The sequence below is a fragment of the Ilumatobacter sp. genome (assembly GCF_049588435.1).
GTDB lineage: Bacteria > Actinomycetota > Acidimicrobiia > Acidimicrobiales > Ilumatobacteraceae > Ilumatobacter_A.
The window spans coordinates 1-13561 of record NZ_JBAVYV010000201.1 but is presented as its reverse complement, the minus strand read 5'-3'; the positions used below and the strand labels follow the sequence as shown (position 1 = coordinate 13561).

Here is a 13561-nt window from a genome sequence, read left to right as displayed (position 1 = left end):
CGCGGTGATCGATCCCTCGACGCCGATCAGGAAGCGCGGACCCTCCGCGGCGTCGAAACGCGACTCGTCGAGGTACAGGCGCGGCTTGATCATCGCGGGGTCGCCCTCCTCGGGGCAGAACGTAAGGCAATTCCCGCATTCGTTGCACAGTTCGCTGAAGACGACGTACTGCTGCCGACCGGCCGAGCCCCCGGCCGATTCGACCTCGCCGGCGAGCGCGGCCGGCGTCGGCACCTTGAAGAAGGCGTCGTTCGGGCACACGGTGACGCAGAAGTTGCACGCGACGCAGCCCCACATCTCGAGCTCGTGGTCGACGTGGCGCGGCAGCTTCTCGTTGCCGGTGAGGTGATAGCTCGCCAGGTCGGGACCGGTGATGTGGGCCAGATGAGATGCGACGGTCGCCGTGTGGCCCCCGGTGCGTGCTGCATCGAGGCGCGCCGCTCGGAAACCGTCGAGATCGGTCGATTCACAGTCGGCGACGGCTTGCGTGAGCGCCTTGAGCATCGGTGCGAGCCGCCCGTAGCCACCCGGCTTGAGCAGGTCCGAGCAGACGCTGGCCGGCCGAACGCCCATCGCGATGGTGTCGGCGAGATTGTCCTTGTTTACCCCCGCCGAGAAGCTGACCATGATGTCGCCACCGTGAGCAGGAGCGTCCGGATCATCGCAAGATCCGGCACCGTCGTGGCCGGGGATCATGAACCGACCGGGAAGCGCCGTGGCCAACTTGTCGAGCACCGCGGTCGCCAGCACGTGCAGCGGAGCGCCCGACAGGTACATCGTCTCGTCGGGCATCCACTCCTTGTGGTTGTGCACGACGAGGGTGTTGGTCAGTTTGATCCCGAAGCGGTGCCCGTGGGCGAGCGCGAACCGGTGGAGTTCGTCGATCAGGGTGATCGCCCGGTCGAACGGCAGGTCGTCTTCGAACGCCTTCGGGACCAGCTCCACATACTCGTAGCCGAGCGTGTCGTGGACGATCGAGCTCACCCCGTCCGGACCGAGCAGCGTCGGGTTGAGCTTGACGATGACGTCGATGTCGTGCCTGGTCACGAGGTGTTTCGTGATCGCCTCGATCTCATCCGGCGGACAGCCGTGGAACGTCGACAGCGTGATCGTGTCGGAGATGTGCGTCGGAAAATCGATGTCGCGGAACTCGGCGAACGTGGAATCGTCGGGGATCTGCGCGCGCAGTCGGTCGATCTCGTCGCCTGCGTTCGCCATCGCGTCGATGAAGCCCGCGACCTTGTCCGATTGGATCCCCGCGAGGTCGTAGCCGACCGACATGTCGAACACGTGCGGGCCGGGTCCACCGTCCTCCGGTCGGCCGATGAACTCGCCGAGCGGCTCCCACCGCTTCAAGATCTCGATGATCATCCAGGCCTTGACGTACTCCTCGAGGCTCTGCGCAACCGTCAGTTCCTGGCTCCACTCGATGTTGTAGCCGACGGTCTGCATGTCGATGCAGGGGCGGGCGATGTCGAGGTCGTCGAGGACCTGCACCGTCTTCAACTCGAACAGTCGAGCGCCGCCGAGCCACGACAGCACGATGTTCTGCGCCATCTGACTGTGCGGACCGGCCGCGGGTCCGACGGGGCTGGCCGCTGGTCGGCCGAGGAACTCGAACGACAGGTCGACGCCGCCGCCCCCGGGAAGTGTGTCCGGCTTCCAGAAGCGCGCGGTCGGGAGGTCGAAGATCCGCTTGCGCGTCACCCACTCGTGTTCGATCCGCGCGAGCAGCATCGGGAGCGACATCGGTGTGAGCGGGGGTGCGCCGGTCGCCTCGGTCGTGGCCGGTGTTTCGGTCATGGCATCTCCTCGAGTGCGGCGTGAAGCCTCGCGGCCTGTTCGGCGGCCTTGGCCCGGACCTCGTCGGCGTCGACGCGCGTGGCGGCGCCATCGCGCAAGGCGGGTTCGCCGTCGATGTCGACGTCGATCACGTTGATCGTCGGCGTGAACGCAACGTGCCAGGGTTCGACCGGGTCGTACGACCAGCGCACCGTGTCGTTCGCGACCTCGGGGAACAGCGCGCGATTCGTGTCGAGCATCGCCCACGCCGCGTCCGGTGAGGCGCCGATGTCAGCCGCACGGTGGGCGACGTAGGCGAGTTGGAACTCGGCGAGCATGTCGGCGCCGATGCCGTCCGTCCCGAGCCCGATCGGGTTCGAGAAGCGAGCCGGGTTCGCGTAGCCGACCGAGTTGTTCATGTTCGAGCGTGGGTTGTGCACGATCGTGCCGCGCAGCCCGTGGTCGTCGGGGAGGTACACGCCGTGGATCAGCAGCCAGTCATCGCGGGTCAGATCGCGGATGCGATCGGCGGCACCGACGTCGTCGGGCCCCTCGGCCACGTGGATGTGGACCCCGACGTCATGCTTCCGCGCCAGTTCTGCGGCCGCGGCGAGGGTGTCGTCGGTGCACGTGAAGGCCGCGTGGACACCGACCATCCCGCGTCCACCGTCGGTGAGGTAGCGGTCGTTCTCGGCCAATCCGGCGGCAGCGCCATCGGGCCCGTGACGATCGGTGACGCCGTAGCACGTGTTGACCCGCACGCCGACCTCGGCGCACGCGTCGGCGATCAGCGACAGCGAGCCCTCGATCGCCAGCGGAGACTCGTGGTGGTCGATGATCGCGGTGCAGCCGGCCTCGAGCGCCTCGAGCGCGCCGAGCTTGGCCGACCATTCGATGATCTCGAGGTCGAGGGCCATGTCGAGACGCCACCAGATGTTCTCGAGCACGCCCAGGAACGACGTCGGATCCGCCGGTGGCGGCGGCATCCCCCGCGCGAGCGCCGAATACAGGTGATGGTGCGCGCACACCATCCCCGCCGTGGTGTCACTCACCCCAGCCCCCGAACCCGGTCCCGAACCCGCTGTGCCCACCGACCTGCGCCACTGCCCACCGACCTGCGCGAGAGAAATTTCGTGAGATCGTGACGCCAGCCGTCTCGATCTCACACAATTTCAAACCGCCGGGCACGACGCTGCGCGAATTTCGTGTGATCGTGACGCTGGCCGTCTCGATCTCACGAAATTTCCCACGGAGCGAGGTGGGACACGGGGCGGTTGGCATCGGCATGGTCAGGTCGGGTCAGTTCCAGGCGGTGGCGCGTTCGCGGTTGTTCTCGTTCACGAGGGGGAGTTCGTTGTGCCAGTCGCCGGTGCGGGCGTGCATGGCGGCGGCGACGGCACCGGCCGTGGGGACCAGGCCGATCTCGCCGACACCCTTGATGCCGTACGGCGAGTCGGGCTGGGCGGCCTCGACCAGGATGACGTCGACCGGGGGCATGTCCTTCGGGCGGATGATGTCGAGGCTGCGCAACGTGTCGTTGACCGGGCGGCCGGTCTCGTCGCACGGGAATCCCTCCGACAGCGCATACCCGAGGCCCATGTGCACGGCGCCTTCGATCTGGCCCTCGCACAGCATCGGGTTGACCGCTCGACCGACGTCGTGTGCGGCGACGACCTTCTCGACGTCGCCGGTCTCGGGGTCGATGATGACGACCTGCGACGCGTAGCCGAACGTCGAGTGGATGATCGGGTTCTCGAGTCCGTCGTTCAGCGAGTTGGTCCAGTCGACCCGGTACTCGCCCTCGTAGTCGACACCGATCTGGCAGCCGTCGGCCAGCGCCGCCTCGCACGCCGCCTTCACCGACCCGGCGCCCATCAACGTGCCGCGCGACCCGGTCGTCTGACCGGCACCGAGTTCGCGGGTCGAGTCGACGATCACCCGGATCCGTTCAGCCTCGACACCGAGTTCCTCGACGGCGACCTGCAGTGCCACGGTGTGTACGCCCTGGCCCATCTCGGTCCAACAGTGGCGCACCTCGATGAGCCCGTCGTCGCGGAAGTGGACGACCGCACGTGCGATCTCCTTGAAGCCGTTGCCGAGGCCGGAGTTCTTCAAGCCGAGCCCGATCCCGACCGATTTGCCCGCAGCGACCGCCTCGTCGTACGCGGGCTTGACCGCATCGAGGCACTGGCGCGCGCCCTTGCAGCCGTCGTCCATCTTCTGGCCGGGGCCCCACACGGTGCCGGGCATGACGACGTTGCGCGACCGGATCTCCCAGCCGCTGATGCCGACCTGATCGGCCAACCGGTCGAGCACGCCTTCCATCGCGAACTGCGCCTGGTTGGCGCCGAAGCCGCGGAAAGCTCCGCACACCGAGTTGTTCGTGCGGGCGGCGATCGCCTCGACGTCGACGTTGTCGACCAGGTACGGACCGGTGGCGTGACCTGCAGCGCGTTCGAGCACCTTCATCCCGACCGATGCATACGGCCCGGAGTCGCCGATCATCCGCACGTGGATCGCGGTGAGTTTGCCGTCGGCGTCGCAGCCGGCGCGGTAGTGCATCTTGATCGGGTGGCGCTTGGGGTGCATGAGGAGTGACTCCTCGCGCGACAGCGTGATCTTGACCGGCCGACCGAGCTTCCACGCGGCGAGGGCAGTGTGCGCCTGGTTCGACATGTCCTCCTTGCCGCCGAACGCCCCACCGTTCGAGACGAGTTCGGTCGTGACCCGCTGCTGGTCGATCCCGAGCATCGCGGCGATGTCGTTGCGGTCGTCCCAGATCCCCTGTCCGCCGGAGTACACGTACAGCGACTCGGGTGTTCCCGGATGGTGGGCGCCCGACGGGATGGCGAGGGTGGACTCGGGTTCGAGGAAGGCGTGCTCGATCCGCTGGGTCTGGAACGTCTCCTCGACCGTGAACGCGGAGGTGGCCAACCCGGCCTCGACGTCGCCACGTGCATACGTCGATGTCGACAGGATGTTGCCGTCGAGTTCCCACACCGCGGGTTCGGAACTCTCGATGACCCGGACGGGATCGACCATCGGCTCGTGGACGTCGTACTCGACCTCGACCAGTTCGACCGCAGCTCGCGCGATCTGGCGTGTCGACGCGACGACCACGGCGAGCACGTCGCCGAGGTACGACGTGCGACCGCCCTCGGGAATCATGATCGGCCAGTCCTTGTGGATCAGTCCGACCCGGCGAGCGGCGGGGATGTCGGCGGCGGTCAGGACTGCTTCGACACCGTCCACGTCCAACGCTGCTGACGTGTCGATCGAACGCACGTCGGCCCGTGCGTGATCGCTGAGACGCAACGCGCCGTGCAGGCAGCCTTCGGGATTCATGTCGTCGATGAAGTCCCGCACGCCGACCGACAGCTCGCGACCCTCGTACTTGATGCCGCGTGAACCGACGCCGCCGGGCTGCACCGCGACCGGGATCTCGTCCTGGGCGAGGGCTTCGACCGCGTCGAGCACCTTGATGTAGCCGGTGCATCGGCACAGGTGTGCGCCGAGGTGGCGCGACGCCTGCTCGCGGGTCAGCGCCGATCCGTTCTTGTCGATCAGGGCTTTCGTGCGCATCACGATTCCCGGGGTGCAGAACCCGCACTGCAACGCACCGCAGGCGGCGAACGCATCGGCCATGCGTGCCACCTCGTCGGCGGGCACACCTTCGAGGGTCACGATCTCGGATCCTGCGGCCTTCTCCATCGACGTCTGGCACGACACGCGGGCCTTGCCGTCGATCAACACCGTGCAGCAGCCGCACTGCCCCGTGGGCGAACACCCGTCCTTGGGTGATGTGACGTGCAGTTCGTCGCGCAACGCGGCGAGCAGGTGGGGGTGCTCGTCGCGAGCGTTGACGGTTTCGCCGTTGAGCGTGAACTCAGACATCGATCGTGTCTCCTGAGGTTGCGGGGCTGACGGACTGGGTGTCGTCGGATCGGTTCGGCATGATCCCGGGCGGGACGGCGTCGGGTGCCCCTTCGACGAGGGCCTGGGGTCCCTCGGTGGCGGCGATCAGGCCGTACATCTCGGGTCGGCGGTACCGGTCGAAGTCGAACAGGGTCTTCTTGTAGCGCTCGCACATGTCGAGGTCGCAGCGTGCGGTGACCAACTCGTCACCGATCGTCATCGCCTGTGCGATGACCTGGCCCGACGGGGCGATGATCGCGGTCTGGGCGAGCGACTCGACGCCTTCCTCGATGCCGCCCTTGGCGACGCCGACGACCCACGTCCCGTTCTGGTACGCGCCCGCCTGCATGACGAGATGGTTGTGGAACGCCTGCAGCGGATTCTGGGACGGATCGGGTGCGTAGTTGAGGGGCGTGTTGTAGCCGATCAGGATCATCTCGACCCCCTGCAGGCCCATCACGCGGTACGTCTCCGGCCAGCGCCGGTCGTTGCAGATCGCCATTCCGACGACACCGCCGAACGCCTCGTGGACGTGGAACCCTTCGGGTGACTCCTCGAAGTAGCGGCGTTCGAGGTGCTGGAACTGACGCCACGGCTCGTGGTTCTCGTGGCCGGGGATGTGGACCTTGCGGTAGTGCGTGACGATGTCGCCGGCGGGGTCGACGAGCACGTAGGTGTTGTAGCGGTGACCGTCGGGGGTCAGCTCGGCGTACCCGAGGCAGAAGCCGATGCCGAGCCGTTTCGCTTCGTCGAACAGCGGCTGGGTGGCCGGGCCGGGCATCTCGGTCTCGTAGTAGCTGTCGAGTTCGGTGGTGTCACCGGCGATCTCGTCGTCGCCCTCGTCGAGATACCACCGGGGGAAGAAGGTGGTGAGGGCGAGTTCGGGGAACACGACCAACTCACACCCGTTCTCGGCTCCCTGACGCAGAAGTCCCAGCAGTCGTCCGACGACCGACTCGCGCGACTCGTCGCGGGCGATCGGTCCCAACTGGGCGGCACCGACGTTGACGGATCGGGTCATGCGAAATCCTCTCGGGTGAGCCGCAGCATCACGTCGAGCAGCACGTTCGCGCCGGCTTCGAGGTCGTCGGGCGCGGTGAATTCGGTGACGTTGTGGCTGATTCCGTTGACGCTCTTCGTGAAGATCATCGCCGTCGGACAGACGCGGGCGAACATCTGCGCGTCGTGGCCGGCGCCGGACGGCATCCGTTTCGACGTCAACCCGCGTTCCGCCGCGCACGCTTCGACCAGGTCGATCACCCGCCGGTCGAAGTCGACGGGCTCGAAGCGGGCGAGCGTGCGCGTCTCGACGCCGACCCCTTCTCGTTCGGCGGCCCGAGCGACGTGCCCGCGGAATCTGGTCTCGACCTGTTGGAGGATCGCGTCGTCGGTGTTGCGCAGATCGACGGTCATGGTGGCGGTGGATGCGACCACGTTGACCAGGTTGGGGGTGAGCGTCACCGCGCCGACGGTGGCGACCTGCGCTCCGCCGAATTCGGTGGTGAGGTCGCGGACGAACGTGGTGATGTCGGCCGCGACGAATGCGGGATCGTGGCGCAATCGCATCGGTGTCGTCCCGGCGTGGCACGACTGACCGGTGAGCGTGAGCTCGGTCCACGAAATGCCCTGCACACCTTCGACGACGCCGATCGTGATGTCCTCGTCCTCGAGCACCGGACCCTGCTCGATGTGCAGCTCGACGTACGAGTGCGGCACGCGCCCCGGCGTCGGCCCGGCGCCTCGATATCCGATCCGGTCGAGTTCGTCACCGACGCTGAGCCCGTCGGCATCGGTGATCTCGAGTGCTTCCTCCAACGGCATTCCGCCGACGTAGACCAGGCTGCCGAGCATGTCGGGCGGGAAGCGGGCGCCTTCCTCGTCGGTGAACCATCCGACCGCGAGGGGACGGTCCAACTCGATCCCGGACGTCAGGACGGTCTCGATCACCTCGAGCCCGGCGAGCACCCCGAGGTTGCCGTCGTAGCGGCCGCCCGTGGCAACGGTGTCGATGTGTGAACCGGTCATCACGGGCGTGATCGACGGATCGAAGCCCGACATCGTGGCCACCACGTTGCCGATGCCGTCGGTCGTGATGTCGAGTCCGAGTTCGTCCATCCACGTCCTCACCAGGTCTCGCCCGGCCCGATCGTCATCGGTGAGCGCAAGGCGCGAGCAACCCGTCGTCCCGGCGATCGCGCCGATCTCACCGAGTTCCATCAGACGTCGAACGAGGCGGTCGATGTCGATGCGAGGAGGCGCGGACGTCACCTTCGCGACAGTACCAGTGGGCCTTTACAAAGTGTCAAGCAACGGTTTCGGCACGATGAACTTCTCGCTGGACCGATGCTCGGCACGATTCGGCTTCGCAAAGCGAGCCGAAATCCGGTCCGGACCCATGCTGCCGGGACATGGATCCGTGGTCTTCCAGCTCCGGACACTCGACGTTGTACTGTCGGCGCCGTGGAGGACGTCGACTTCCTGCGGGCGTTGCAGCCGGTCGTCGAGTTCCTCGGCGGTGCCCTCGTCAGCAACGGAGCCGCAGCCGATCTCCCCGTCGAGCGCGATGGGCGGGTGATCGCGTATGTCCGTGGGTCCGAGCTGCACGGTGCGCTCGACCGGATGATCGAGTCGGTCGAACGTGACGCCGGCCTCGAATTCGCAGCGATGGATCGGACGCAGAAGCAGGTCGCCGTTCGGTCGCTCGACGAGCAGGGAGCGTTCCTGCTGCGCGGCGCGGTCGACCGCATCGCCCGTTCGATGGGCGTGAGTCGGGTCACCCTGTACAGCTACCTCAACGCACTGGAGCGCCGAGCATGAACCCCGCACGAGTCGAAGTGTTCGTCGAGCCGTTCCGTGAGAACGATCCCGGCCCGCACGTGACCGCGGCGGTGAGCGCGCTCGAGGACGCGGAGCTGTCGACCGACATGGGTCCGTTCGCCACGGTTGCCACCGGTGAGCTCGACGACGTGATCGGCGCGGTCACCGTGCTGCTGCGCTCGTCGTTCGCCGCCGGTGCCGATGCGATTCAACTCCGCATCGAGCGCGGAAGCTGACCCTCAGGCGAACGCGCTCGTGAACAGCGCGGTCGTGGCTTTCCACGCACCGGTCACCGCAACCTCGTGATAATTCGGCGCTCCGGGCCACGTGAATCCGTGGTCGGCACCTTCGAAGATCTCCACCTGGACGTGGTCGAGGGGTGCGACGGCGTCGAGGAACCGCTGGTGCATCGCGATCGACTGGACCTGGTCGGCGTCACCGATCGCCAGGTACAGCGGTGCTGCCAGCTGCGGTGCGGTCAAGTGCGGCGAATCGGGTTCGTCGTCGGCGAGGAAGGACGGGTGCCACCCCGCTCCGGCCCGCACTCGTTCGCCGTCGCGCATCATCCGCCGGAAGACGGCGCGTGCCCCGAGGCAGAACCCGATGGTGACGATCGGTGTGTCGTCGGCGACGCCCGCAGCGTGGAGCGCTCGATCACCGTCGTGCTGGATCTGGTCGTCGGTCATCGCGCCGATCCATCCCCACACCATCTCCTGCGTCGTCTTCCCCTCGGGTGGAGCGGTGTCGACGGCGTTGAGCAGTCGACCCTGTCGGTGGTGGAGGTCGGGGACGACGACCAGGTAGCCCGCGGCCGCCAATCTCGCCGCGAACTCGTGCGTCGCAGATCGGATGCCCGGTGCGTCGATGAACAGCAGCACCGCCGGCCAATTCGAATCGTCCGGGGCCTCGTCGGTCGGTCGGGTGACGAGCACCGCCATGTCGCCGTCGTCCGTCGTCGTGTCGATGATCTGCTCGCGAGTCTCCATCTCGCAGACCGTAACGACCCCACATGCGCGTCGGTGCCTGGCACCGACGCGCATTTTCGGAGGCGGCTCCGGGCGGTGTCGGAAGAAGCGGGCGCGCGAGACTCGTCACATGCACGATCTGGTCATACGCAATGGTTTCGTGGTCGACGGCACGGGTGCCGAGCCGCAGCCGAACGTCAGCATCGCCATCGACGGGGAAGTGATCGTCGCGATCGGCCCCGACGCCGAGGTCGGTCCTGGGCGTCGGGAGATCGACGCCACGGGACTTCTCGTGGCACCCGGATTCGTGGACATCCACACGCACTACGACGGCCAGGCCACCTGGGACGGTGAACTCGAACCGTCGACGCCACACGGTGTCACCACCGTCGTCATGGGGAACTGTGGTGTGGGGTTCGCACCGGCGAAACCCGATGAGCACGACTTCCTGATCGAACTGATGGAGGGCGTCGAGGACATCCCCGGCGCCGCCCTCAGCGAGGGCATCTCGTGGAACTGGGAGACCTTCCCCGAATATCTCGACGAGTTGGATCGCGGTGAGTACACAGCCGACGTGGCCGCGATGATCGCCCACGGTCCGCTGCGCACGTACGTGATGGGCCAGCGGGGTGCCGACAATGAGCCGGCGACGTCGGATGACATCGCGGAGATGGCGCGCCTCGTGCAGGACGCCGTCGAAGCCGGCGCGATGGGGTTCTCGACGAGCCGCACGATCGGTCACCGGGCGATGAACGGCGAACCGGTTCCCGGGACGTTCGCGGCCGAGGACGAACTGTTCACGATCGGTCGGGCGATGGCGCGGGCCGGGCGCGGTGTGTTCGAAGTTGCCCCTGCCGGACTCGGCGGCGAGGACCTGGTCGCACCGAAGAAGGAGGTCGACTGGATCTGTCGTCTGGCCGACGAGATCGGTCGCCCGGTCACGTGGCTGATGCTGCAGAACATGGTCGAGCCCGACGAGTGGCGCGAGCTGATGGAGCGGTCACAACAGGCGCAGGACGAGGGCCACCGGGTCATCCCGCAGGTGGCGGGTCGGCCGTTCGGCATCCTCATCGGGCTGTCGACCAAGCATCGCTTCAAGGACATGCCGTCGTTCGAGCCGCTCCTCGACATGTCGTTCGCGGAACAGGCCGAGGCGATGGGCGATCCGGACCTCAAGGCTCGCCTCATCGCCGAGTCGACCGAGATCATGGAGTCGATCCGCGAGATCCAGCCGATGGCGTACCAGGTCGTCTCGTCCTACGAGCGCCAGTACCTGCTCGGTGACCCGGTCGACTACGAGCCGACCGCCGATCGCAGCATCGCCGCATGCGCGGAGGCCAACGGGGTCGAGCCGATCGACGAGCTCTACGAACGGCTGCGTGACCGAGGCGGGGAGGCGTTGATCATGATGCCGTTCCTCGGCTACGCCCACGGCAACGGTGATGCACTGCACGAGATGCTCACCCATCCCGCCGCCGTGCTCGGCCTGGCCGATGGCGGTGCGCACGCCAACTTCATCTGCGATGCGTCGACCCCGACGTGGATGCTCACCCACTGGGTGCGTGACCGCACGCGCGGGCCTCGATTGGAGCTGGTCGACGTGATCAAGAAGATGACCGCGGACACGGCTGCGCTGTTCGACCTCACCGACCGCGGTGTGCTCGCCGTCGGCAAGCGCGGTGATGTCAACGTGATCGACCACGAGAACCTGCGCTTGCGCGAACCGCGACTCGTTGCCGATCTCCCGGCGGGTGGGACCCGGCTGCTCCAGGCGGCCGAGGGGTACGTGGCGACGGTCGTCCGCGGCGTGGTCACCCGCGAGAACGATGCGTTCACGGGCGAGCGTCCGGGCCGCCTCGTTCGTTCCTGACATCCCGACTTCGGTCACGCGCGCGACATGATGGTGCGATGACGACGGCGACGGTCAACGGCATCGACGTGTACTACGAGGTGCACGGCGTCGCCGACGGACCGTGGGTGCTCAACATCGGCGGAACGGGCGGCGACCTGCGGCAGACGTTCCCCGCGCGATCGCCGCTCAACGAGCACTTCCGTGTGCTGCACTACGACCAACGCGGACTCGGACGGACCGACAAGCCCGACGCCGACTACACGATGGCCGACTACGCCGACGATGCAGCAGCGTTGATCGAGACCGTCGCCGGTGGTCGGTGCCATGTCGTGGGCACGAGCTTCGGTGGGATGGTGGCGCTCAACCTGGTGGCGCGTCGCCCGGATCTCGTCGACCGGCTCGTCCTGCTCGTGACGTCACCCGGTGGTGACCACGCCTCCTATCGGCTGCCGTTGCTCCAGCAGATGGATCCCGACGAAGCGTTCCCGATCCGGATGCGGTTGCTCGACGAGCGATGGCACCCGGAGGCGGTCGAGCCGATCCCCGGCCTCGGCGGGATCTACGACTTCATCGTCGCACAGCAGCAGGCGGCCCCGTCACCCGACGTGCAGGCCGGCCTCGACCGCCAGCTCGGCGCCCGCGACGGACACGACGTCGTGGACGCGCTCGGCACGATTCACCATCCGACCCTGGTCGGAGCCGGTCGCCACGACGGACTCGCGCCGGTCGCGAACTCGATGGTCCTGGCCGAACACATACCCGGCGCCACCCTCGAGGTGTTCGACGGCGGTCATCTGATGACGTTCCAGGACGCGCGGGCCTGGCCGACCGTCGTCGATTTTCTCCGGGCGGGGTCGTGACCGTCGTGCAGGTTCGGGGGTTCCGACGATGAGGGGCGTGGCGTTCCCCGAGCCGTCCGAGGACTTCACCGCGGACCCCGTCGAACTCTTCTTCGATCTCGCGTTCGTCTTCGCGTTCTCGCAGCTGGTGCACCTGCTGCTCGTCCATCCCGACTGGCACCACGTCGGTCAGGCCGCGCTCGTCTTCGTGCTCCTCTGGTTGCCGTGGACCCAGTTCACCTGGTCGGCCAACGCGGTTCCGGGCAACCAACGATCCGTGCGGATCCTCTTCCTCGTCGGAACCGCAGCGAGCGTTCCGATGGCCGCCGCCGTCGAATCGGCGTTCGACGGTGGCGGTGCGCTGTTCGCGATTCCGCTCGCCGTGATCCACCTGATGGCGCTCGCGCTCATGCTGATCGGTGTCGAGACCGGGACGGCCGAGTTCGCGTCGGCGGTGCGGTACGGAATCCCGAACGCGGTGGCGATGGTCGCCCTGGTCGTCGGTGGATTCCTCGAGGATGGTGCTCGCGCCGCCGCATGGATCCTGTCGATCCTGATCGTGGTGTGGGCGACGATCCGCGCGGGTCGCGGGCAGTGGGTGATCCGACCCGGCCACTTCGCAGAGCGTCACGCCCTGATCATCATCGTCGCGTTGGGCGAGGTGATCGTCGCACTCGGCAATGCCGTCGTCGATCCGCTCAATGCCGGCGAGGGCTTCAGTTCCACGGCCGTGATCGCGTTGGTGGCGACCGGTGTCGCCGCCGCGATTCTCTGGTGGTCGTACTTCGATCGTGTCCAGCCCGCCCTGGAACATCGTGCCGAGGAGACCGACCGTGCCGATCGCGGACGATTCGCGCGCGACGTGTACACCTACGCGCATGCTCCGATCGTGGCCGGGGTGATCCTCATCGCCGTCGGTCTGGAACAGGCCACGCTCCACCCGAACGAGTCGCTCGACCTCGCGTTCCGGCTGCTGCTGCTCGGTGGCATCGCCCTGTTCTCGGGAGGTATCGCGGCGGGGATCTACCGAGCGTTCGGCGTCCCCGCGACGGAGCGACTCCTCGTGTTGCTCGCCCTCGCGGGCCTGCTGACCATCGGGTCGGACCTGCACGGCGTCTGGTTGATCGTCATCCTCGACGTCGTCGCGATCGTCGGCCTCGTCGTCGAACACCTTCGGATCGAGGTCCACTCGTCGGGTGGCGACCCTCCCGAGGTTCTTCACGCCCACGACTGATCGGGCGGATGCCGCACGGATAGGTTCGCGGCGCCACTTCGGTCGGCACCACGTCATGGGCCAGTCCACACATCGCATGATCTCGACGAAGCATCTGGCCGGCCTCGTGCTCGGCGCGGCCATCCTCGCGTCGTGCGGCAACGGCGCTGCCGTGAGC

At 67.4% G+C, this 13561-nt stretch carries 11 protein-coding genes; 5 read left to right on the top strand and 6 right to left on the bottom strand.

Going from position 1 to position 13561, the window contains the following annotated elements:
• The 5 genes from WBV89_RS07585 to WBV89_RS07565 form a co-directional block, all read right to left on the bottom strand.
• Window positions 1-1803, bottom strand: a 1803-nt coding sequence (locus WBV89_RS07585) for a 4Fe-4S dicluster domain-containing protein (RefSeq protein WP_423980727.1), incomplete at its 3' end; no start/stop codon positions are given.
• On the bottom strand, window positions 1800-2834 hold the full coding sequence (locus tag WBV89_RS07580) for an amidohydrolase family protein (protein ID WP_423980726.1): 1035 nt from the start codon (window positions 2832-2834) through the stop codon (window positions 1800-1802). The genes WBV89_RS07585 and WBV89_RS07580, both read right to left, overlap by 4 nt.
• 247 nt (window positions 2835-3081) lie before the next feature.
• Window positions 3082-5676, bottom strand: a complete 2595-nt coding sequence (locus tag WBV89_RS07575) for a molybdopterin-dependent oxidoreductase (protein WP_423980725.1) — start codon at window positions 5674-5676, stop codon at window positions 3082-3084.
• A complete protein-coding gene (locus WBV89_RS07570; protein ID WP_423980724.1) occupies window positions 5669-6718 on the bottom strand; it encodes an N-carbamoyl-D-amino-acid hydrolase in 1050 nt (349 codons plus the stop codon). Before WBV89_RS07570 ends, WBV89_RS07575 begins: the two co-directional genes overlap by 8 nt.
• Window positions 6715-7965 (bottom strand): Zn-dependent hydrolase, encoded by a 1251-nt coding sequence (locus WBV89_RS07565; RefSeq protein ID WP_423980723.1) that lies wholly within the window; start codon window positions 7963-7965, stop codon window positions 6715-6717. Before WBV89_RS07565 ends, WBV89_RS07570 begins: the two co-directional genes overlap by 4 nt.
• 192 nt (window positions 7966-8157) lie before the next feature.
• Between WBV89_RS07565 and WBV89_RS07560 the strand changes: the two genes are divergently transcribed.
• Both WBV89_RS07560 and WBV89_RS07555 read left to right on the top strand, forming a co-directional pair.
• Entirely contained in the window at window positions 8158-8514 is a 357-nt protein-coding gene (locus WBV89_RS07560; protein WP_423980722.1) for a helix-turn-helix domain-containing protein, read from the top strand.
• Complete coding sequence (locus WBV89_RS07555; RefSeq protein ID WP_423980721.1) at window positions 8511-8750, top strand: thiamine-binding protein; 240 nt, start codon at window positions 8511-8513, stop codon at window positions 8748-8750. The genes WBV89_RS07560 and WBV89_RS07555 overlap by 4 nt, the downstream gene beginning before the upstream one ends.
• Before the next feature lie 3 nt (window positions 8751-8753).
• Here the strand turns inward: WBV89_RS07555 and WBV89_RS07550 are convergent, their stop codons facing one another.
• A complete protein-coding gene (locus WBV89_RS07550; RefSeq protein ID WP_423980720.1) occupies window positions 8754-9500 on the bottom strand; it encodes a dienelactone hydrolase family protein in 747 nt (248 codons plus the stop codon).
• Window positions 9501-9609: 109 nt separating this feature from the next.
• Between WBV89_RS07550 and WBV89_RS07545 the strand changes: the two genes are divergently transcribed.
• Genes WBV89_RS07545 through WBV89_RS07535 form a run of 3 tightly spaced genes read left to right on the top strand, consistent with a single transcriptional unit; the run spans window position 9610 to window position 13404 of the window.
• On the top strand, window positions 9610-11349 hold the full coding sequence (locus WBV89_RS07545) for an N-acyl-D-amino-acid deacylase family protein (RefSeq protein WP_423980719.1): 1740 nt from the start codon (window positions 9610-9612) through the stop codon (window positions 11347-11349).
• Window positions 11350-11387: 38 nt separating this feature from the next.
• Window positions 11388-12191: an alpha/beta fold hydrolase gene (locus tag WBV89_RS07540; RefSeq protein WP_423980718.1), complete on the top strand. Its 804-nt coding sequence runs from the start codon at window positions 11388-11390 to the stop codon at window positions 12189-12191.
• Window positions 12192-12228: 37 nt separating this feature from the next.
• Window positions 12229-13404: a low temperature requirement protein A gene (locus WBV89_RS07535; protein WP_423980717.1), complete on the top strand. Its 1176-nt coding sequence runs from the start codon at window positions 12229-12231 to the stop codon at window positions 13402-13404.
• Window positions 13405-13561 lie beyond the last annotated feature (157 nt).

Bases quoted from the DNA above. Each gene is read 5' to 3' on its own strand.
- WBV89_RS07575 (WP_423980725.1), bottom strand. From the start codon at position 5,676: ATGTCTGAGTTCACGCTCAACGGCGAAACCGTCAACGCTCGCGACGAG.
- WBV89_RS07570 (WP_423980724.1), bottom strand. From the start codon at position 6,718: ATGACCCGATCCGTCAACGTCGGTGCCGCCCAGTTGGGACCGATCGCC.
- WBV89_RS07555 (WP_423980721.1), top strand. From the start codon at position 8,511: ATGAACCCCGCACGAGTCGAAGTGTTCGTCGAGCCGTTCCGTGAGAAC.
- WBV89_RS07550 (WP_423980720.1), bottom strand. From the start codon at position 9,500: ATGGAGACTCGCGAGCAGATCATCGACACGACGACGGACGACGGCGAC.
- WBV89_RS07545 (WP_423980719.1), top strand. From the start codon at position 9,610: ATGCACGATCTGGTCATACGCAATGGTTTCGTGGTCGACGGCACGGGT.
- WBV89_RS07540 (WP_423980718.1), top strand. From the start codon at position 11,388: ATGACGACGGCGACGGTCAACGGCATCGACGTGTACTACGAGGTGCAC.